This window comes from Aeromicrobium sp. YIM 150415, from assembly GCF_016918125.1.
Taxonomy (GTDB): Bacteria; Actinomycetota; Actinomycetes; order Propionibacteriales; family Nocardioidaceae; genus Aeromicrobium; species Aeromicrobium piscarium.
The window spans coordinates 16,990-34,822 of sequence record NZ_JAERWM010000023.1; the positions used below are offsets into that span (position 1 = coordinate 16,990).

Here is a 17,833-nt window from a genome sequence, read left to right on the forward strand (position 1 = left end):
GTTCGAGGTTGACCACGTACCGCTCCCGCGGGGCGACCGATTCCTGGCGCCGGACTATCCGGCGGCGCGGGCAGCGTCCGCCATCACCAGGTCCGCGTTGACCCCGGCTCCCACGCGTACGCCGTCGTTGTGCGACTGCCCGACGATCGCGGAGAGATCCCGGGCATTGCCCGCGACCCAGACGCGATCCACCGGGGTACGGCCCGTCAGCGGATCGCTCGGGATGATCAACCCGCCCATCGGGTGCTCCTCCAGCTCGCCGCCGAGACCGATGAAGACATCGGCTCGTGCCACCGACCGGGGTGCGACCGTGACGGCATCGGCAGGTAGGACGCTCCCGTCCGTCAGCGCGACCCCCACCAGTCGTCCATCCTCGGACTCGATGTGGTCGACGGGGGTCGAGACCAGGCGATATCCGAGCGCCTCCAGCTGCCGCCGGGTGTCCGCCTCGATCTCGTCCACCGACGGACCCGCGACGGTGAGCTCGCCGGCGAGATGGCCGAAGAGGAAGGCCTGGTGTGCGGCCATGGGGGTGGTGGCCAGCACCACGATGCGTTGGTCGCGGACCTCCCAGCCGTGGCAGTACGGGCAATGGAGCACCTGGGTGCCCCAGTGGTCGGCGAGCCCCGGAACGGCCGGGAGCTCGTCGGTGACGCCGGTCGCGAGGATCAGCCGGCGCACGACGAACTCCTCGCCCGAGCCGACGGTGATCGACAGGCCGTCGTCGACAGGGCGCGCCGCGGTGACACTGCCGTCGACATAGGTCACGTCGTAGGGAGCGGTGTCCTGGCGGCCGAGGGCGAGAAGCTCGCGAGGGGGAGTGCCCTCGCGGGTGAAGACATTGTGGGCGTGCTCGGCGGGCGCGTTGCGGGGGTGGCCGGCGTCGATCACGAGGACGGAGCGTCGGGAACGTCCGAGGGCGGTCGCGGCACCGATACCGGCGGGGCCGCCGCCGATGACGGCGACGTCATAGGAATCAGTCATGGCACCACCTTGCTCCTCCGGACGGCTTCCAGCAAGCGTGTTTGCCGTTGTGGCAAACTGAGGGCATGGACTCCATCGATGCGGCCCTTTCCGGGGTGGGTGAGCGCCTCCGAGCGGTGCGTCGGGGCAGGCATCGAACCCTGGCCGATGTCGCCGACGCCACCGGCATCTCCGTCAGCACCCTCTCCCGGCTGGAATCGGGGCAGCGCAAGCCGACCCTGGAACTGCTGCTCCCGTTGTCGAGCGAGTACGCGATCCCCCTCGACGAGCTGGTAGGTGCTCCCGCGACGGGTGACCCACGCGTGCACGTGCGCCCCATCCGCCGCGACGGGCGGATCATCCTCCCGCTCAGCCGCGGGGCGACCGGGGTCATGGCCTACAAGCAGATCATCCAGGGACGAGACGTTCCCGCCACCCCGCAGCCGCGGGCACACCCCGGCTACGAATGGCTCTACGTCCTCAGCGGACGGCTCCGGCTCGTGCTGGGCGACCGCGACATGATCCTCGAGCCCGGTGAGCCGGCCGAGTTCGACACCCGCACTCCGCACTGGTTCTCCGCGGCCGATCGCGAACCGGTCGAGATCCTCGCCCTGTTCGACGCCGAGGGTCAACGTGTCCATGTGTCGGTACCAGGCGATACCATCGTCGGGACCGGTTGAGCAGTCAGGCGGTTCCCGACGATGAAAGTTGAGGACTGTACGTCGTGGTGCCCGAACAACCACCCGCTGCTCACACTCCGGCCTACGAGACGGCGACGCTGACCACCTGTGACCGCGAGCCGATCCACATCCCCGGTGCCATCCAGCCGCACGGCGTGCTCCTCGCGCTCGATCTCGACTTCCGGATCGTCGTGGCTTCCCAGAATGTCCAGTCCGCCCTCGGTGTGCCCGTCGAGGAGCTGATCGGCCGCGAGCTTGCCCACGCGATCGGCACCGTCGCCGCCGCCTCCGTGGTTGCCGCCATCGACGAGGAGGATCTCACCGAGCCGATCCACCTGGTGCTGCCGGACGATGTCCGTCGCGGCACCCTGCTCGGCGTGCTCGTCGACCTCGTCCTGCACCGTTCCGGCGAGCGGATCGTCGTGGAGATCGAGCCCGAGGACTTCGTGACGCAACGGCGCGTCACCTACCGCTCGGCGCGTGCCGCGATGAGCCGACTGACGGAGACTCAGACCATCGCCGAGCTCTGCGACCGGCTCGCGATCGAGGTCCGCGAGCTCACCGGATTCGACCGCGTGATGGTCTATCGGTTCGACGAGGAGTGGAACGGCGAGGTCGTCGCGGAGCAGAAGCGCGATGATCTCAACACCTTCCTCGGCCTGCACTATCCGGCCACGGACATCCCCGCGCAGGCCCGGCGCCTCTATACCGCCAACTGGACGCGGCTCATCGCCGATATCGGCTACGCGCCGGTCGCCCTCGAGCCGGTGCTGGATCCCGGTACCGGCGCGCCCCTGGACCTGAGCTTCTCGGCACTGCGCAGCGTCTCCCCGATCCACCTGGAGTACCTGGGCAATATGGGGGTCACGGCCTCCATGTCGGTCTCGATGGTCCGCGACGGCGAGCTGTGGGGGCTGGTGGCGTGCCACCACTACTCCGGTCCGCACCATGTGCCCCACGACGTCCGGTCGATGGCCGAGTTCCTCGGGCAGACCGCCTCGCAGCTGATCGACGAGCGCGAGCGATCCGATTCGCGTGTCGAGGAGCTCTATCTACAGGCCGTGCTCGCGGGCATCACCGCCCGCCTGGCCGCCGACGGGCGCCCGCCTTTGGAGGCGTTGATCGACGATCCCGCGCTGTTGGAGCTCGTGGGCGCCGATGGAGCGGCGCTCTGGGACGACTCCGGTCTGCATGCGGTCGGGGACATCTCCCGCGACGAAGCCCTGCTGAAGCGGGTCGTCGCCTTGACGCGCCGCGATGACGATGGGCTGGTCCAGGCCAGCAGCCGGCTCGCGCGACTCGCTCCGGAGCTGGCCGAGGTGGAGGACGCCCCTGCCGGCGCCCTGCTGGTGACCATGGCGGGCGGCTGGCTGCTGTTCACCCGCAACGAGCTCGTCGAGGTCGTCACCTGGGGAGGCGATCCGCGCAACAAGGAGCTCGCGCTCGCGGAGAATCCCGAGGTCCGGCTGAGTCCACGCAAGTCTTTCGAGAAGTGGCGCGGCGCGGTGCGCGGGCGCAGCGCGTCGTGGAGCGCGTGGCATCTCGAGACGGCCGACCGGCTCCGGCAGTTGTTGGAGGCCAAGATCGTGAGGCGCTCCAGGGAGCAGATCGCGATCGCGGAGTCCCTGCAGCGCACGATCGTCCTCGACGAGGCTCCCGAGGTCGAGGGCCTGAGCGTGCTCGCGCGCTACCGTCCCGCTGAAGGGCAGCAGCTCGGCGGCGACTGGTGGGACGAGATCGTCTTGCGGGACGGCCGCACCGCATTCGTCATCGGCGATGTCGCGGGCCATGGTTTCACCGCCGCGACGGCGATGGCGCAGATCCGCACGGCGCTGCGGGCCTATCTCGACGATGCGGGTTCTCCGGCCGTAGCGCTCGACAAGCTGGACCGGCTGATGGGATCGCTCGTGCCCGGCCGCACCGCCACGGCACTCATCGCGATCTTCGACGCCCGCGACCTCACCCTGGAGTTGGCGAGCGCGGGGCATCCGGGTCCCATCCGCGTCCACGGCGGGGTTGCCCGGCAGATCGATGTCGAGCCGCGCCCGCTGTTGGGGATCGGCGTCGACGGCGGCGTGTCGACGCGGTTGCAGCTGGGCTCCGAGGACATCGTCCTGATGTTCACCGACGGCCTCGTCGAGCGACGACAGGTGCCGATCGACGAGTCCCTGGAGATCTTGCGTCAGGCCAGCGAGGGCGGTCCGCGGACCGCGCCATTGCCGCAGTGGGCCGACGCCCTCGTCGAGGCGGTCCCGGGCACCCTCGACGACGACACCACCCTGGTCGTCCTCCGCATCGACTGACCGAAGGCCCACCACCTCGAGCGAGGCCAGGCTCGGGTGGGTGGTTTCGATACGGTCGCTCGCTGAGCGAGCTTCCTACTCAACCACCGATGCCGGCCCTCGGTGGTCGAGTAGCTAAAGGCCGTCGTCGGCCGACGCGTATCGAGGCCAGGCTCGGGTGGGTGGTTTCGATACGGTCGCTCGCTGACCGAGCTTCCTACTCAACCACCGATGCCGACCCTCGGTGGTCGAGTAGCCAAAGGCCGTCGGCGGCCGACGCGTATCGAGGCCACGGTGCGAAAGATGGTTTCGATACGCCGCTCGTCCGTCGCGGCTACTCAACCACCGATGCCGACCCTCGGTGGTCGAGTAGCTAAAGGCCGTCGGCGGCCGACGCGTATCGAGGCCACGCTGCGAAAGATGGTTTCGATACGCCGCTCGTCCGTCGCGGCTACTCAACCGCCGATGCCGACCCTCGGTGGTCGAGTAGCTAAAGGCCGTCGGCGGCCGACGCGTATCGAGGCCACGCTCGGGTGGGTGGTTTCGATACGGTCGCTCGCTGAGCGAGCTTCCTACTCAACCACCGAGTTCTCCCGGTCCTCGGTGGTCGTATCGAGGCCACATCAGGCGAGGGTGATCTCGATACGAGCTCTCGGTGGGGGAGGGTGACGGGCGCCACGTGGGCGCGGTAGGGTGCTCGTCAGGTGTGCCGGGAAGTCTGGTCGGCGATCGTGTCGTCGACCCCGGAAAGTCCACCTATGACCCTGATCGGCCTGCTCGCCGGAGGCTGGGCGCTGACCGCCGTGGCGCCCGTGCTGGCACGTGGCCTCGGCGCACGGGCCGGCTGGCCTCTCGCCGCCGGACTCCTGGGCCTCGCCGCCCTCGCGATGGCCCTCGGCCGAGATGGCACTGTCATCGAGTCGGTCCCGTGGATCCCCTCGCTCGACGTCGCGTTGCGGTTGCGGCTCGACGGCCTGTCGCTGGTCTTCGTCCTGCTGGTGCTGCTCATCGGCGCGGTGGTGGTCGCGTACTCGTCCTCCTACCTGCGCGGTAAGGCGACCGCCGGGTATTACACCCTGATGGTCGGTTTCGCCGCTGCGATGACGACCCTCGTGCTCGCCGACGACCTGGTGCTCCTGTTCGTGAGCTGGGAGCTGACGACGCTGTGCTCGTATCTGCTCATCCTGCGCTCGGGCCCGGAGGCAGCGCCGGCGGCGACGCGCACGCTGCTGATCACGGTGGCGGGCGGGCTCGCCCTGCTCGCAGCGGTCACGACGATCGTGGTGGTCACCGGCACCACACGGCTGAGCGCGGCCCTCGCCGATCCCGCGTGGGCCGAGCGGCCGGGCTTCGCTGCGACCGTCGCGGTGCTCGTCGCGGTCGCGGCGATGACCAAGTCGGCGCAGTTCCCCTTCCACGCCTGGCTGCCGGACGCGATGGTGGCCCCCGCGCCGGTCAGCGCCTATCTGCACGCCGCGGCGATGGTCAAGGCCGGCATCTACCTGCTGCTGCGTTTCGCCGATGCCGCCTCGCACGCCTCCGTGTGGCCGGTGCTGCTCATCGCGATCGGCCTGATCACCTCGGTCATGGGTGCCGTCTTCGCCCTCCAGCGCACCGACCTCAAGGCGCTGCTCGCGTACTCGACCGTGAGCCATCTGGGTCTGCTGACCCTCACGATCGGCATCGGCACCACCGCCGCGCTCACCGCGGCGATCGTGCATGTGATCGCGCATGCCTGTTTCAAGTCGGCGGGCTTCATGTACGTCGGTCTGTTGGAGAAACGCGCGGGGACCCGGGAGATCCACGAGGTGAGCGGGCTCGCGCGCAGCATGCCGGTCGCCTCGGCGATGATCGCGCTGGCCGCGGCGGCGATGGCCGGATTGCCGCCCACCCTCGGGTTCGTGAGCAAGGAGTCGGTGCTCGAGGGCGTGCTCGACGGCCGCGGCTGGTGGCTCGCGATTGCCGTGGCGCTCTCGGCGGCGATCACGGTCGCCTACTGCGGCCGGATGCTGGTGTGGACCCTGCCCGGCCGCCCCACCGAGCTCACACCGTCGGCAGGTACCGGCCCGATGCTCGGAGCGGTGGCACTGACGGCCCTCGCCGCCGTCGGGCTAGGCCTCGTGCCAGGCACACTCGACGGCATCATGGGCCGCGCCGTGACCGCTGCCGGTGGGACGGGAGCCGTGCACCTCGCGTTGTGGCACGGTCTCACTCCGGCGCTCGGTCTCTCGGTGCTCGCCATCGGACTGGGCCTCCTGTTGATCGTGCTGCGCCGGCCGATCGACCGGTTGCTGGACCGGCGCCTGTTCCCCGGAAGCGGGGTCGCTGTGGCGGATGCGCTGCAGCGCTGGACGATCGACACAGGCCGACGCGTCGGCGATCTCACCCGCACCGACGCTCCCGCGTTCCACCTGGCAGTCCCCATCACGATCATCGGAGCCCTGGGCATCGCCGCTTTCGTCGCACTCGACCCGTCCGTCGCGGCCACGGGCTTCGAGGCCACCGACGTGGTGCTGACGGCCTTCCTGCTCGCGGGCGTCGGCGCCGCGGTCGCCGCGCGGACGCCGCTCGGCGCGGTGATCAGCGTGGGCGTCGCGGGTTTCTGCGTCGCCACGTGGTTCTTCGCGCTGGGCGCCTCCGATGTGGCGCTGACGCAGCTGCTCGTCGAGATCCTGACGGTGGTCATCATGGTCCTCGCCCTCCGTCACCTGCCGGAGCGCTTCCCGCGGGTGCCGGTGGGCTCGCGGGCGCGGCGAGCGGTGCCGGCCGTGGCTGCGGGCGCGGCGGCGACGATGGCGACCCTCGTACTCACCGGCCGGCCCGATCTGTCGCCGGCCGGAGAGTGGTTCGTCCGCAATGCCGAGGCCGAGACCGGTGGGGGCAATGTCGTCAACACGATCCTCGTCGACTTCCGCGCGCTCGACACCTTCGGCGAGCTGGTGGTGCTCGCGATCGCTGCGCTGTCGATCACCGCGCTGCTGCAGGCGCGCCGCCAGGTCACCCGCCCGGAGACGCCCCCGGACAACCGCCTGCTCGTCCCCGCGGAGCCGAACATGGTCTTCATCAGGGTGCTCGGCCGCGTGCTGGTGCCGCTCATGCTCATCGGATCGGTCTACGCGCTGCTCCGTGGCCACAACGCGCCTGGCGGCGGGTTCATCGCCGCACTCATCGGCGCGGCGGCGCTCGCGATGCACTACCTCGCCGCGCCCACCGACGAGGCCGCGCGGTCGAGGCTGCCGTATCTACCGATCGCCGGCGCCGGGATCGCCGTCGCGGCGATCACCGGATTCCTCGGGCTGGCCGAGGGATCCTTCCTCAAGCCGCTACACGCCGATGTCCTGGGCTATCACTTCACCACCGCGCTGGTGTTCGACCTCGGCGTCTACCTGGCGGTGTTCGGGGTGATCCTCGGAGCGCTCAACCAGCTCGGGGTGCCCCGGGCTGGTGCAGGGACGGCGGGTGAGACCCGATGATGCTCGCGCTCTCGGTCGGCCTCCTCATCGGCGGCGCCGTCTACCTGATGCTCCAGCGCACCTTCTTGCGCGTGGTCCTCGGCTTCGTGCTGCTGAGCCACGCGGTCAACCTGTTGCTCTTCAGCGCCGGCGGCTCGGAGCGGCGCGGTGAGCCGCTCGGCTCGGGCCTGCTCGGCTCCGTCACGGCCGACCCGCTGCCGCAGGCCTTCGTGCTCACGGCCATCGTCATCGCCTTCGCGATCACGATGTACCTGCTCACGCTGGCGGTCACCGGCCGCGGCGAGGGCGACGACGAGGAGGCTGACGGATGACCCCGGAGCTTCTGCCGCTCTTCGTCGGCGTCCCGCTGCTGGCGGCGGGGGTGACGGCCTTCGCCGGCGACCGGCGCCGCTGGCCTCTGGTCCTGCTGTTCGCCGTGCTCGCCGCGCAGCTGACGGCCGCGGGTTCCCTCGTCGCCGCGACACGAGACGGCGAGGTCCTCGCGCACGGTGTCGGAGCGTGGGTGCCGGGTATCGCGATCCCCTTCGCCGGGGACATGCTCGCGGCGCTCATGCTGCTGTTCACCGGCTTCCTCACGCTGATGTGCTCCTGGTACGCCGTGGCCTCCGGGATCGGCCGAGTGCGGCTGTTCGCACCGCTCGTGCTCGCCCTCACTGCGGGTGTCAACGGGGCGCTGCTGACGGCCGACATCTTCAATCTCTTCGTCTTCATCGAGGTCATGCTGCTGCCCTCGTACGGGCTGCTCGTGCTGGCGGGGCGGGGGCGCGGCACGTTGCGCTCGGTGACCGGATCGCGGCTGTATGTGACCTTCAATCTCTTCGTCTCCACGCTGTTCCTGGCCGGGGTCGGACTGATCTACGGGACCGCAGGGACGGTGAACCTCGGCGAGCTGGCCGGTGTCGCCGCCGAGGACGGCCGGGTCGCCGTCGGAGCGGGCGTCGCCCTGGCGGCGCTGATGATGAAGGCCGCCACGATCCCCACGCACGGGTGGCTTGCGAGGGCATACCCCTCCACGTCGCCGGCCGTCACGGCGCTGTTCTCCGGGCTGCACACCAAGGTCGCGATCTACGCGATCTACCGCCTGTACGCCGTGCTCTTCGACGGTGACCAGCGCTGGCTCCCGATCGGGTTGACGATCTTCGCGCTGACGATGGCGATCGGGGTGCTCGGGGCGGTGGGGGAGCACACCACCCGATCCATCCTCGCCTTCCACATGGTCAGTCAGATCGGCTACATCCTCGTCGGCGTCGGGCTGTTCACGGCCGCGGGGCTCGCGGCGGGCCTGTTCTATCTGCTGCACCACATGGTCGTGAAGGCCTCGCTGTTCCTGTCGACGGGAGCGGTGGAGGACACTTACGGCACCAACCGGATCGGCGAGCTGAGCGGTATCGGTCGCCGTGAGCCGGTCGTCGCGGCGGCCTTCGCGATCGCCGCGCTGTCGCTGGCCGGGCTGCCGCCGTTCTCCGGTTTCGTCGCCAAGCTGACGCTCATCATCGCGTCGATCGACGCGGGGCAGATCGCCGTCGTCGTGATCGCGATCGTCGTCAGCCTCGTGACCCTGCAGTCGATGCTGAAGATCTGGAACAACGTCTTCGTGTCGCCGCTGCCCGAGGGGGAAGGGCGCGAGCGGCGGATCGGCTGGTGGCTCGCCGCCCCGGCGGTGCTGACGGCGGCGGTCACGGTGGTCCTCGGCCTCGGCGCCCAGGGGCTGCTCGGCCTGACCGAGGTGGCGGCGGGCGGCCTGCTCGACACCTCGACCTATGTGGCGGAGGTGCTGCGATGACCTGGCCGTTGAGATTCGGATGGTTCGTGATCTGGTACGTCGGCCAGGTGTTCGTGAGTGCGGGTCAGGTGCTGCGCGACATCGCGACTCCGGGCCGTCAGGCGACACCTCGGGTTGTGCGGATGCCGTGCCAATCGCAGACGGACTTCCAGGTGGCGGCGATCGGCGCGCTCATCACCCTCACGCCCGGTACGTTGACGATCGGCGTGGTGGAGCGCGAGGGCGGGCGCGACCTGCTGGTGCATTCGATGTACGACGCCGACAACCCGACGGCCGTCGAGAACCTGCGGGACATGGAGGCGCGCATGTTGCGCGCGCTGACCTGGCACGGGGAGGTCCCGGCATGAGCGAGCACATCTCGGTCCAGGCGGTGACGGCATGACGGGAATCGAGATCGCCATGGTGGGCGTCGCGGTCGCGATCGTGCTGTCGATCGTGCGTATCGTCATCGGGCCGACCCCGGCGGACCGGGCGGTGGGAGCCGACCTGCTGAGCTTCGGACTCATCGCCGAACTGGCCTTGCTGGGCACCCGGCTCGGCCGGATGGGCACCTACGATCTCGTGCTCGTGGCCACGCTGGTGGCGTTCCTGTCGGCGGTGTCGCTGGCACGTGTGATGGTCAGGGGGCGGCGATGAGCTGGTACGAGTGGCTCGGGCAGAGCTTCGTGGTGATCGGCGCCGTCATCTTCGTGATCGCCGGGGTGGGGCTGCTGCGGCTGCGTGATGTGTACATGCGGATCTCGGCGGTGGCGACGGCGGCGGGCCTCGGTGTCGCGTTCGTCGTGGGCGGCACTGCTCTGGTGGACCCGAGCCTGGACGATCTCATCAAGGTGATCATCGCGATCGGTCTGCAGCTGGCCACGTCGGTGGTGGGCGGTGTGGCGATCGCCCGCTCGGCCGTCCTGTCCGGTCATCGTTTCGCCGGCACCGACACCACCGACCTCGACGGCTGACCCCCAACCCGTTGAGTGTGGGCGGTACCCCCCCCACACTCAACGGGTTGGTGCGGAGAGTCAGGAGGCGACGGCGACCTGGCCGCGGTCCTGCTTCACCGGCCCCTTGCCGCCGGGACGGATGTCGAAGTCGAAGATCTCCGTCGGCAGGAACACGGTGCAGCAGGCATTGGGGATGTCGACGACGCTGCTGAGCCGGCCCTGGATGGGCGAGGTTCCGAGGATCAGGTAGGCCTGTTCGCCGGTGTAGCCCCACTTCTCCAGATAGGAGATCGCGTTGAGGCAGGCATTGCGGTAGGCCTCGGTCGCGTCCATGTACAGATTGGTGTCATCGCGATGATCGACCGAGATGCCCGTGAAGGTCAGCCATTCGGAGTACACCGGCTCCACGCGGCTGGGCATGAAGATCGGGTTGTGCGTGACCCCGTAGGTCTCCATGCCGCCCTTGATGAGCTCGAAGTGCAGGTCGACGAAGCCGCCCATCTCGATGGCGCCGCAGAAGTTGATCTCGCCATCGCCCTGGCTGAAGTGCAGGTCGCCGATCGAGAACATCGCCCCGTCCACGTAGACCGGGTAGAACACCCGGCTTCCGCGGGTGAAGTTCATGATGTCCATATTGCCGCCGTGCTCACGCGGCGGCACCGTCCGGGCGCCCTCTCGCGCGACCCGCTCCGCGAGCTCCTCGTCCGCGGTCCCCGCGAGGGTCCCGGGGATCGTCGGTGGGATGGCGAGCGGCGGGACCCGGTTCGGCTCGGTGTCGATGAGCGCCTGCTCGCGGCGGTTCCATTGGGCGAGCAGGTCCGGTGAGGGAGCGGTGCCGGCCAGGCCCGGGTGCTGGATGCCGGTATAGCGCACCCCGGAGATGTGGCGCGAGGTGCACTCCTGGCCCCGGAAGTCCCAGATCGCCTTGTAGGCATCGGGGTAGTAGTCGGTGAGGAAGCCGCCGCCGTTCGCCTTCGAGAAGATGCCGGAGTAGCCCCAGCCTTCACCGCAGTAGTCGCCCTGAGTCTGCGGGACCGGGCCGATGTCGACGATGTCGACGACGAGCAGGTCGCCCGGCTGGGCGCCCTCGATCGCGAACGGCCCCGAGAGCATGTGGTTGAAGTCGAGATTGACATCGCGCACGTCATTGGCGGAGTCGTTGTTGCCGATCTGGCCGTTGGTCCATTCCTTGCATTCGACCCGGTAGGTCGCTCCCGGCTTGACCGATGCGGCCGCGGGGATGTCCGGGTGCCAGCGGTTGTGGCCCGGTACGGCTTGGTCCGTCATGGACTTGGACTGATCGACGCTGAAGATCACGTCAGGCATGGAGATCACCTATCTGTCGGAAGTGGGGAGGGAACTGGGCGGGTGGGGTCGGGAGTGTGGGCCGGGCTGGTCAGTCGACCACCTCCCGGTCCGGCGCGGTGAGGGTTCGCGCGGCCGGTGTCGCCACGGCGAGCGCGAGGATGCCGACGGCGGCGATGACGCTGGCGACGATCCAGTCGCCGTTCCAGCCGTCGAGCAGCGTCATGAGGGCCGCCGTCGTGGTGATGATGCCGGTGACGATCGTGTAGACGCCGGTCGCCGGGCCGAGGGCTGCTCGATCGAGCCCGAGGACGAGGAAGAAGAGGAACCACAGGATGCCCCAGAGCAGCCAGATGACGCCGAAGCCCGCGTCATCGGCCCGCACGAAGCTCTCAATGGCGTAGACGACCGCGCACAGGGCCACGAGCAGGGCGAACCAGCCGAAGCCTCGGTTGCTGATGTCCTTGGCCGCGTTGATCCCCACCCAGAGGTAGGTGAACCCGAACAGGTAGATGCCGGAGGCGGCGAAGATCGCGTCCACGTCGCCGGCGGCGATGACGATCAGGTAGGTGGGCGTCAGCACCTGCAGCGCGCCGACGAACAGATTGAGCGGCGCCGCCTCACGAGGTGTGACCCAGTTGAGGAGCAGCAGGCCGTTGACGACGAGGACGATCCCCACATAGATGAGCCCGACGGAGGACATGGGTCACGGTCTCGGCAGTGAGGGGTGGCCGGGGCGGCGCGCGGGTGGGGGAGCACTGCGCAGCGCGGGCGGGATGTGGCGGGTGACGCCGGGGCTCTCGCTGCTGAGGCCGGCGCTGGTCACGGACCGGTCGAGGGAGGAGTCGAGTCGGCTCAGGTGGGGTGCGCTGATCACGCGCATGCTCTGTCGCTGGCAGGCCGGGCAGTTCGCCGGCTCGACACGGCGGGAGATGGTGCGCACCAGGTCGAAGGGTCCGCAGGTGCGGCAGGTGTAGGTGTAGGTCGGCACGAGATACCTCCAGTGATTTCAATCACAATATTTTCATATGGAAGTAATTGTCAAGGAAAGGTCGCTGTGCGACCGCTGTCGCGAGCGAGCGCTGGAATCAGAGGGAGGTGACGACGTCGAAGTCCGTGACGTCGGCCTTGGCCAGGTAGATGGTCTGCTTGAGGTGCCCCGATCGCAGCTCCATCGCCCCGCGAGGACCGTCGTAGCCCATCCCTTCGGAGACGCGCAGAACGGCCTCGAGCGAGGTGTCCTGTGCGGCGGCGAAAAGCGAGGTCAGCAGGGTGATCCCCTCGTAGCACGACTCGCCCTGGTTGTTCAGCGGTGGCGCCTCCGGGCCGAAGGCGGCGGCGTAGTCGCCGACGAAGTCGAGGGAGTGGCCGGTGGGCAGGGAGCGGAAGTAGCCGGCCGCGACGTACAGATCGCGGACGGCCTCCGGTCCGGAGGCGAGCAGCATGTTCTCCTCCATCAGCGGCGTCAGCCGGATCAGCGACTCGTCGAGGCCGCGTCTGGCGAACGCCCGGTTGAAGCGCACCGCGTCCTGGCCGACGAGGAACATCAGCACGCCGTCGGCGCGGGTTCCGTGCTCGATGGTGTCGAGGATCGTCCCGAAGTCTTGGGTGTCGAAGCGGGAGAAGCTCGTGCTCAGCACCCTGAGGCCGAGGGCCCTGGCATAGGCGGAGGCGGCTCGCGCCGAGCGCACCGGCCAGACGTAGTTCGATCCGACGATGTGCCAGCGCCGCAGCCCCATCTCGTCCCGGAGCCACGCCAGGGCCGGTCCGATCTGATCGGCAGGGGTCTCGCCGGCGCAGAAGACGCCGGCGCGCGACTCGCCTCCTTCGTAGAGGGAGGTGTAGACGTATGGGATACGACCCTGGGTGATGGGGGCGACCGCCTCCCGGATCGAGGAGATGTGCCACCCGGTGAGGGCATTGATGCGGCCGGCGTCGATCAGGCTCCGCACATCCCGCGCGACCTCATCGGGTCGCCGGCCGGCGTCGATCACCTCGAACTCGATCGGCCGGCCGAGCACCCCGGACTGATTCGTCTGCCGGCGGCACAGCTCGGCTATGGCCTCGCAGGAGGGGCCGAAGATGCCGCCCGGCCCTTGCAGCGGGATGGCGAGGCCGATCCGGATCGCGTCCGCGGTCCCCGCTCCCTCGCGTCCCCGGCTCGCCGATTGTCTGTTCATCGCAACCACCACGGGTGTCCCAGATGGTATTTTCATCTGAAAAGGATGCGACCAACGTAGGACATCGGTCGCCACTTGGGAAGGGGTGTCGATGGGCGGAACGGCGGCGGGACGACCCGCGCACGCGGGCGGCAGGCTGGATATCCGCCTGCTCACCCTGGTCGCCGGGCGCGTCAACCGCGATATCGGGACCGTGCTCGCCCCCGACGAACTGTCGGTCGATCAGTGGAGCGTCCTCGACTATCTGGAGGCGACCGGGCCGTGCACGATGACGGCTCTGGCGAACGCGACGGGGATCAGCGGCGCGACGCTGACGCGGATCGTCGATCGGCTCGTGAGCCGCGCCCTCGTCTATCGCAATGCCGATCGAGGGGACCGGCGGCGCGTGCACGTGCACCTGTCCGAACGAGGCCGCGAGACGACACAGGAGTTGCGACCCCGCATCCGCGCCGCGGAGGATCGCACGACGGCTCAGCTCAGCACGAAAGAGCGCGACGAGCTGACACGGCTGCTGCACCGGATCTCGACGTCGAGCGACCCCGGGGCATAGCGAGTCACCGAACGAGATCGGTGATACAGCGTCCGTTCCTCGCCTGAGGAGGTGGATGAGCGTCCATCGCCGTGGCGAGAACGGACGCTGCCTCACCGCCTGCCGCTGCCTATCCTCCTTCGTCGGCGATGGCCGGAGCGTTTGAGAGCTGTGCGTATCCGTCCTCCAGGGCAGAACGCAGGAAGCTCTCCGGCCAGTACTCCTCAAGTGAGCGGCCCGGGCGCACGTCATCGAGTGATCGCCCCGCCTCGTACGCGTCGCCTATCCACTCCGCGACGGACCGCAGTCGCGATGCCTGGTGTTCCACGAATCCGCGGTCGACGGCCGACCCGTGCCCCGGCACCAGCACGTCCCCGGACTGGATCCGACCGAGCAGCACTTCCAGCGCATCGGGCCAGCCGAGCGGGTAGGAACCCGAGCCGAACATCGGCGGCCCCGACTCCTCGACGACATCCCCGAGGAACCAGGCTCTCGCGTCGGGGACGAGGACGGCGAGGTCGGTATCGGTGTGGCCGGCCGGCAGCGGTAGGAGCTCGATCGTGCGTCCACCGGGCGTGGGGTGGAGCGGGGCCTCGACCGGGAGCGTGGGCGGCGTCAGCCTCACATCCGCCCAGTCCTTGTCCGGCTCTGACTCCGGCTGCTGCTGAACCCTGCGCAACCGCGGTCCTTCGTGCCGGGCGAAGTGCCGGGGTATCAGCTGATGTCCGTAGATGGGGATGCCGCGTGCGGCGAAGACCTGATTCCCGAAGGTGTGATCGTAGTGCGCATGGGTGTTCACGACGGCCACGATCGGCAGCGCGAAGGCGTCCGCCACATCGCGGATGATCTCCTCAGCCTCCGCGGGATTGTTGCGGGTGTCCACGACAGTGATCCCGGTACTGCCGACGATGGCCCCCACCGAGATGTCCACCGGCTCGTAGCGCCGCTGAAACACGCCGGGCGCGACCTCTGCCCATCCGTCGGCGACGGCATCGGGCGGGAACGATCCGGGCATGGACAGCACGGTAATGCCCCATGGCGATCTCCGCGGCGCCGTGTTCTCAAAGGAACGGGGCGATCCGCGTCGCGTCCTGAGCGCGCCCATCGCCGATGTTCGGGGTCCGGTGGTGACGAAAGCATCGGTTCGTCACGCTCGTTCGAAGGCTCAGAGTCGTGCTCAGTCGCACTCCACCGACGCCATTCCCTCACCTGAGTCCGGAAGCTCGGGTCCCCTGTCGCCAGCCCACCGCGAGATCAGCCGGAAAGCCGGTGATGACTGCGGCATGGACCGATGACAGAAGCGCTCATGCGTGTATGTGGATCACGACCACCCGCCCCAATAGCGCTCGCATGGGGGCGCGCCGATGCCCCGATCGGTTCCCCGCCTGACACCATGCGATCTGGGCATCCAGGGCGGCGATGGCCTGGGCCGGCTCTACCGGTCTGTCTCGCCAGGCCGGAATGCGCCCCTCATCGGGGACCAGCTCCGTGCCAACGTGCGATGCCGATCCCCGGCCCGCGACGAGGGCGATCATCTGCCGTAACGCGGCCCATTGCTCGACGGTCGCTGGCGCCATCAGCGTCTCGTCGATCGCCAGACGTGCGAGAGGGCGACGGCGATCCTCGCCGGCGAAGTCGACCCAGATGCCGGCCTTCTGCGGTCTGCGGAAGTGGATGGCCGAGACCGCCCTGTAGGGCACGACTCGGCGTCGCGTGTGGATCGACTGCTCGGCCGGAGAGATGGTGAGTCGCGGCAGAATGGCTCTGGTCAGCGTGAACAGGGCGGCAGCGCCCAGACCGATGAGGGCCATCGTCCATGGCGGTTCACCAGAGCCGAGCATCGCGATGGCCGTCACCAGGGCGATGATCCCGATGCAGATCCAGAACCACCGCCCAACACCACGGTTACAGCGCACCATCGCGGGAAGCAGGGGAGGCATTCGGCACAGTATAGGGAAACCGTTGGCGTCGTGAGAGTCTGCCTGGGGCTGGATACGCCAAGAGCGCCGGCCCTTGCTTCGCTGCGGGACCGGCGCTCTCATCGTGGCCAGGGCCGGGTCCCCCACTGGCTTCGCCAGCGGGAGGTTCCCCCACCAAGCTCCCCCAAGCTCTCCGCTGCGCTCCGAGCAGGGGGGACCCCCAGGCGTCGCCGGTTCTCCCCGTGGGGCTGGATACGCCGAGAGCGCCGGCCCCTTGCTTCGCTGCGGGACCGGCGCTCTCACCGTGGCCAGGGCCGGGGTCGAACCGGCGACCTTCCGCTTTTCAGGCGGACGCTCGTACCAACTGAGCTACCTGGCCGATACTCATCGGCCGGAGCCGCGAGCGACGTTCACACTATCGCATCGTCTGGGCTCCGGCCGATTCGGGGTGCGGGTCAGAGCACTGTGACGGCGTCCTCGTAGTCGAGGCGCGGCAGGCGGTCGAACCAGGGGCTGTCGCCCGGCTTGCCGATGTTCATGACGACCACCGAGTGCAGGTTCGTGCCAGCGAAGAACTCGGCATCCACGGCATCATGATCGAAGCCGTTCATCGGGCCCGCGGCCAGGCCGACGGCCCGCACGGCCATGATCGTGTAACCCACCTGGAGGCCGGCGTTGAACTCTGCCACGCGCCGACGCGACTCCAGATCGCCGAACCAGTGCTCGGACTCCGGAGCGTGAGGGAACACCTCGGGCATGCGACGGTTGAAGTCCGCGTCCGCGGCGAGGATCGCGACGACCGGGGCGGACTCGGTCTTCGGCCGGTTGTTGTCGGCCATGAGCGGGAGCAGACGGCTCTTCGCCTCGTCATTGGTCAGGAAGACGATGCGCAGCGGCTGGCTGTTGGCGGCCGTGGGGCCGTACTTGGCGATCTCATAGATGTCGCGCAACGTCTCGGGGGAGACGGGCTCGTCGCTGAACGAGTTGCTCGTCCGGCCCTCGCGGAAGAGGGTGTCCAGGGCGCGCTCGTCCAGAGGGGTCAGATGATCCAAGGTCGCTGAAGTCATACGGGTTTCAACTAGATGGTCGGTCGTGGAATTCCTCATCGGGCTGTGGGATACGTCATGCGGTCCCTATCCTCAGGTCATGGGCATGATGATGATGGCGTTCCGCGCGCCCGATGACGTGGCCGATCCGTCGGCGTTCACCGAAGTGGCCGGACTGGAGGATTACCCGCCCCTCGGGGCGCCCGCCGACCTGGCCGAGCGGCTCAACGCCCGGTTGCGCGCTCTGGGCCTCGACTCCGGAGCTCTCGACGACACCTCGGGCGTGATCCTCCCCGATGGGGTCGGCAGCATCAGCTTCACCGTGGGGGATGGACAGGTGCGCTTCATCCTGGTGAGCGGCCCGACCGGCGAGGTGATCGACGTCTTCCGGGAACTGCACGCGCAGGACGGCTGGCACCTGCTCGATGCGGGCACCGGCGAACCGCTCTGATCATGTGGCGGTCGCTCCGAAATGCGAGAAAGTCCGCACCTGACGGTACGGACTTTCCGGCATTTCTACGCGACCCCGACGGGACTCGAACCCGCGACCTCCGCCGTGACAGGGCGGCGCGCTAACCAACTGCGCCACGGGGCCTTGTGCGTTGCGATCTCATCGATCGCGAACGCTACTCTACTGCACCCCACCCAACCGGCCAACATGGGGGTCGGGCTCTTCCGATTGCCGTTGTCAGTGGGCGTTGGAAGACTGTCTCGAAGTATCACTCCCTGTGGTCAGGA

The 17,833-nt window shown here is 68.9% G+C and carries 18 protein-coding genes and 2 tRNA genes; 10 read left to right on the forward strand and 10 right to left on the reverse strand.

The window, feature by feature from the left end; genetic code table 11:
* Positions 1 to 54 precede the first annotated feature (54 nt).
* Positions 55 to 984, reverse strand: a complete 930-nt coding sequence (locus JL108_RS14770; RefSeq protein WP_205198987.1) for an NAD(P)/FAD-dependent oxidoreductase — start codon at positions 982 to 984, stop codon at positions 55 to 57.
* Positions 985 to 1,049: 65 nt separating this feature from the next.
* On the opposite strand from JL108_RS14770, the gene JL108_RS14775 reads away from it, so the two are divergent.
* From JL108_RS14775 to JL108_RS14810, 8 genes are all read left to right on the forward strand, one after another.
* The gene (locus JL108_RS14775) at positions 1,050 to 1,643 is read left to right on the forward strand and encodes a helix-turn-helix domain-containing protein (RefSeq protein ID WP_143913568.1); all 594 of its coding nucleotides are present in this window, start codon (positions 1,050 to 1,052) and stop codon (positions 1,641 to 1,643) included.
* 47 nt (positions 1,644 to 1,690) lie between these two features.
* A complete protein-coding gene (locus JL108_RS14780) occupies positions 1,691 to 3,946 on the forward strand; it encodes a SpoIIE family protein phosphatase (protein WP_205198988.1) in 2,256 nt (751 codons plus the stop codon).
* 737 nt (positions 3,947 to 4,683) lie between these two features.
* On the forward strand, positions 4,684 to 7,398 hold the full coding sequence (gene mbhE / locus JL108_RS14785; protein ID WP_205198989.1) for a hydrogen gas-evolving membrane-bound hydrogenase subunit E: 2,715 nt from the start codon (positions 4,684 to 4,686) through the stop codon (positions 7,396 to 7,398).
* On the forward strand, positions 7,395 to 7,709 hold the full coding sequence (locus tag JL108_RS14790) for a sodium:proton antiporter (protein ID WP_205198990.1): 315 nt from the start codon (positions 7,395 to 7,397) through the stop codon (positions 7,707 to 7,709). The genes mbhE and JL108_RS14790 overlap by 4 nt, the downstream gene beginning before the upstream one ends.
* Positions 7,706 to 9,181, forward strand: a complete 1,476-nt coding sequence (locus tag JL108_RS14795) for a monovalent cation/H+ antiporter subunit D family protein (protein ID WP_205198991.1) — start codon at positions 7,706 to 7,708, stop codon at positions 9,179 to 9,181. Before JL108_RS14790 ends, JL108_RS14795 begins: the two co-directional genes overlap by 4 nt.
* Positions 9,178 to 9,528, forward strand: coding sequence for a Na+/H+ antiporter subunit E (locus tag JL108_RS14800; RefSeq protein WP_205198992.1), 351 nt, complete (start codon positions 9,178 to 9,180; stop codon positions 9,526 to 9,528). The genes JL108_RS14795 and JL108_RS14800 overlap by 4 nt, the downstream gene beginning before the upstream one ends.
* A gap of 31 nt (positions 9,529 to 9,559) precedes the next feature.
* Positions 9,560 to 9,817 carry a monovalent cation/H+ antiporter complex subunit F gene (locus JL108_RS14805; protein ID WP_205198993.1) on the forward strand — a complete coding sequence of 86 codons (258 nt, stop codon included), beginning with the start codon at positions 9,560 to 9,562 and terminating at the stop codon, positions 9,815 to 9,817.
* A complete protein-coding gene (locus JL108_RS14810) occupies positions 9,814 to 10,134 on the forward strand; it encodes a monovalent cation/H(+) antiporter subunit G (protein ID WP_205198994.1) in 321 nt (106 codons plus the stop codon). Before JL108_RS14805 ends, JL108_RS14810 begins: the two co-directional genes overlap by 4 nt.
* Positions 10,135 to 10,194: 60 nt before the next feature.
* Here JL108_RS14810 and fmdA read toward each other — a convergent pair whose 3' ends face one another.
* From fmdA to JL108_RS14830, 4 genes are all read right to left on the reverse strand, one after another.
* Complete coding sequence (gene fmdA / locus JL108_RS14815) at positions 10,195 to 11,442, reverse strand: formamidase (RefSeq protein WP_143914487.1); 1,248 nt, start codon at positions 11,440 to 11,442, stop codon at positions 10,195 to 10,197.
* Positions 11,443 to 11,512: 70 nt separating this feature from the next.
* The gene (locus JL108_RS14820) at positions 11,513 to 12,124 is read right to left on the reverse strand and encodes an AmiS/UreI family transporter (protein WP_205198995.1); all 612 of its coding nucleotides are present in this window, start codon (positions 12,122 to 12,124) and stop codon (positions 11,513 to 11,515) included.
* Between the two features lie 3 nt (positions 12,125 to 12,127).
* Complete coding sequence (locus JL108_RS14825; RefSeq protein ID WP_205198996.1) at positions 12,128 to 12,412, reverse strand: FmdB family zinc ribbon protein; 285 nt, start codon at positions 12,410 to 12,412, stop codon at positions 12,128 to 12,130.
* A gap of 97 nt (positions 12,413 to 12,509) precedes the next feature.
* Positions 12,510 to 13,601 carry a substrate-binding domain-containing protein gene (locus JL108_RS14830; protein WP_205198997.1) on the reverse strand — a complete coding sequence of 364 codons (1,092 nt, stop codon included), beginning with the start codon at positions 13,599 to 13,601 and terminating at the stop codon, positions 12,510 to 12,512.
* Between the two features lie 91 nt (positions 13,602 to 13,692).
* On the opposite strand from JL108_RS14830, the gene JL108_RS14835 reads away from it, so the two are divergent.
* On the forward strand, positions 13,693 to 14,151 hold the full coding sequence (locus JL108_RS14835; protein WP_205198998.1) for a MarR family winged helix-turn-helix transcriptional regulator: 459 nt from the start codon (positions 13,693 to 13,695) through the stop codon (positions 14,149 to 14,151).
* Between the two features lie 109 nt (positions 14,152 to 14,260).
* On the opposite strand, the gene JL108_RS14840 is transcribed toward JL108_RS14835, so the two are convergent.
* The 4 genes from JL108_RS14840 to JL108_RS14855 all read right to left on the reverse strand — a co-directional run bounded on the left by JL108_RS14840 (position 14,261) and on the right by JL108_RS14855 (position 17,116).
* Positions 14,261 to 15,145 (reverse strand): MBL fold metallo-hydrolase, encoded by an 885-nt coding sequence (locus tag JL108_RS14840; protein WP_205198999.1) that lies wholly within the window; start codon positions 15,143 to 15,145, stop codon positions 14,261 to 14,263.
* A 289-nt stretch (positions 15,146 to 15,434) separates the two neighbouring features.
* Positions 15,435 to 16,070 carry a hypothetical protein gene (locus JL108_RS14845; RefSeq protein WP_205199000.1) on the reverse strand — a complete coding sequence of 212 codons (636 nt, stop codon included), beginning with the start codon at positions 16,068 to 16,070 and terminating at the stop codon, positions 15,435 to 15,437.
* Positions 16,071 to 16,354: 284 nt separating this feature from the next.
* Positions 16,355 to 16,428 (reverse strand) — tRNA-Phe (locus JL108_RS14850).
* A gap of 76 nt (positions 16,429 to 16,504) precedes the next feature.
* Entirely contained in the window at positions 16,505 to 17,116 is a 612-nt protein-coding gene (locus JL108_RS14855; RefSeq protein ID WP_143914493.1) for a malonic semialdehyde reductase, read from the reverse strand.
* Positions 17,117 to 17,195: 79 nt separating this feature from the next.
* On the opposite strand from JL108_RS14855, the gene JL108_RS14860 reads away from it, so the two are divergent.
* The gene (locus JL108_RS14860; RefSeq protein WP_205199001.1) at positions 17,196 to 17,546 is read left to right on the forward strand and encodes a hypothetical protein; all 351 of its coding nucleotides are present in this window, start codon (positions 17,196 to 17,198) and stop codon (positions 17,544 to 17,546) included.
* 70 nt (positions 17,547 to 17,616) lie between these two features.
* Here the strand turns inward: JL108_RS14860 and JL108_RS14865 are convergent.
* Positions 17,617 to 17,690: transfer RNA gene (locus JL108_RS14865), tRNA-Asp, on the reverse strand.
* Positions 17,691 to 17,833: the final 143 nt, after the last annotated feature.

Coding starts and splice junctions, on each gene's coding strand:
- JL108_RS14770 (WP_205198987.1), bottom strand. CDS start 984: ATGACTGATTCCTATGACGTCGCCGTCATCGGCGGCGGCCCCGCCGGT.
- JL108_RS14775 (WP_143913568.1), top strand. CDS start 1,050: ATGGACTCCATCGATGCGGCCCTTTCCGGGGTGGGTGAGCGCCTCCGA.
- mbhE (WP_205198989.1), top strand. CDS start 4,684: ATGACCCTGATCGGCCTGCTCGCCGGAGGCTGGGCGCTGACCGCCGTG.
- JL108_RS14790 (WP_205198990.1), top strand. CDS start 7,395: ATGATGCTCGCGCTCTCGGTCGGCCTCCTCATCGGCGGCGCCGTCTAC.
- JL108_RS14795 (WP_205198991.1), top strand. CDS start 7,706: ATGACCCCGGAGCTTCTGCCGCTCTTCGTCGGCGTCCCGCTGCTGGCG.
- JL108_RS14800 (WP_205198992.1), top strand. CDS start 9,178: ATGACCTGGCCGTTGAGATTCGGATGGTTCGTGATCTGGTACGTCGGC.
- JL108_RS14805 (WP_205198993.1), top strand. CDS start 9,560: ATGACGGGAATCGAGATCGCCATGGTGGGCGTCGCGGTCGCGATCGTG.
- JL108_RS14810 (WP_205198994.1), top strand. CDS start 9,814: ATGAGCTGGTACGAGTGGCTCGGGCAGAGCTTCGTGGTGATCGGCGCC.
- fmdA (WP_143914487.1), bottom strand. CDS start 11,442: ATGCCTGACGTGATCTTCAGCGTCGATCAGTCCAAGTCCATGACGGAC.
- JL108_RS14820 (WP_205198995.1), bottom strand. CDS start 12,124: ATGTCCTCCGTCGGGCTCATCTATGTGGGGATCGTCCTCGTCGTCAAC.
- JL108_RS14830 (WP_205198997.1), bottom strand. CDS start 13,601: ATGAACAGACAATCGGCGAGCCGGGGACGCGAGGGAGCGGGGACCGCG.
- JL108_RS14835 (WP_205198998.1), top strand. CDS start 13,693: ATGGGCGGAACGGCGGCGGGACGACCCGCGCACGCGGGCGGCAGGCTG.
- JL108_RS14840 (WP_205198999.1), bottom strand. CDS start 15,145: ATGCCCGGATCGTTCCCGCCCGATGCCGTCGCCGACGGATGGGCAGAG.
- JL108_RS14845 (WP_205199000.1), bottom strand. CDS start 16,070: ATGCCTCCCCTGCTTCCCGCGATGGTGCGCTGTAACCGTGGTGTTGGG.
- JL108_RS14855 (WP_143914493.1), bottom strand. CDS start 17,116: ATGACTTCAGCGACCTTGGATCATCTGACCCCTCTGGACGAGCGCGCC.
- JL108_RS14860 (WP_205199001.1), top strand. CDS start 17,196: ATGGGCATGATGATGATGGCGTTCCGCGCGCCCGATGACGTGGCCGAT.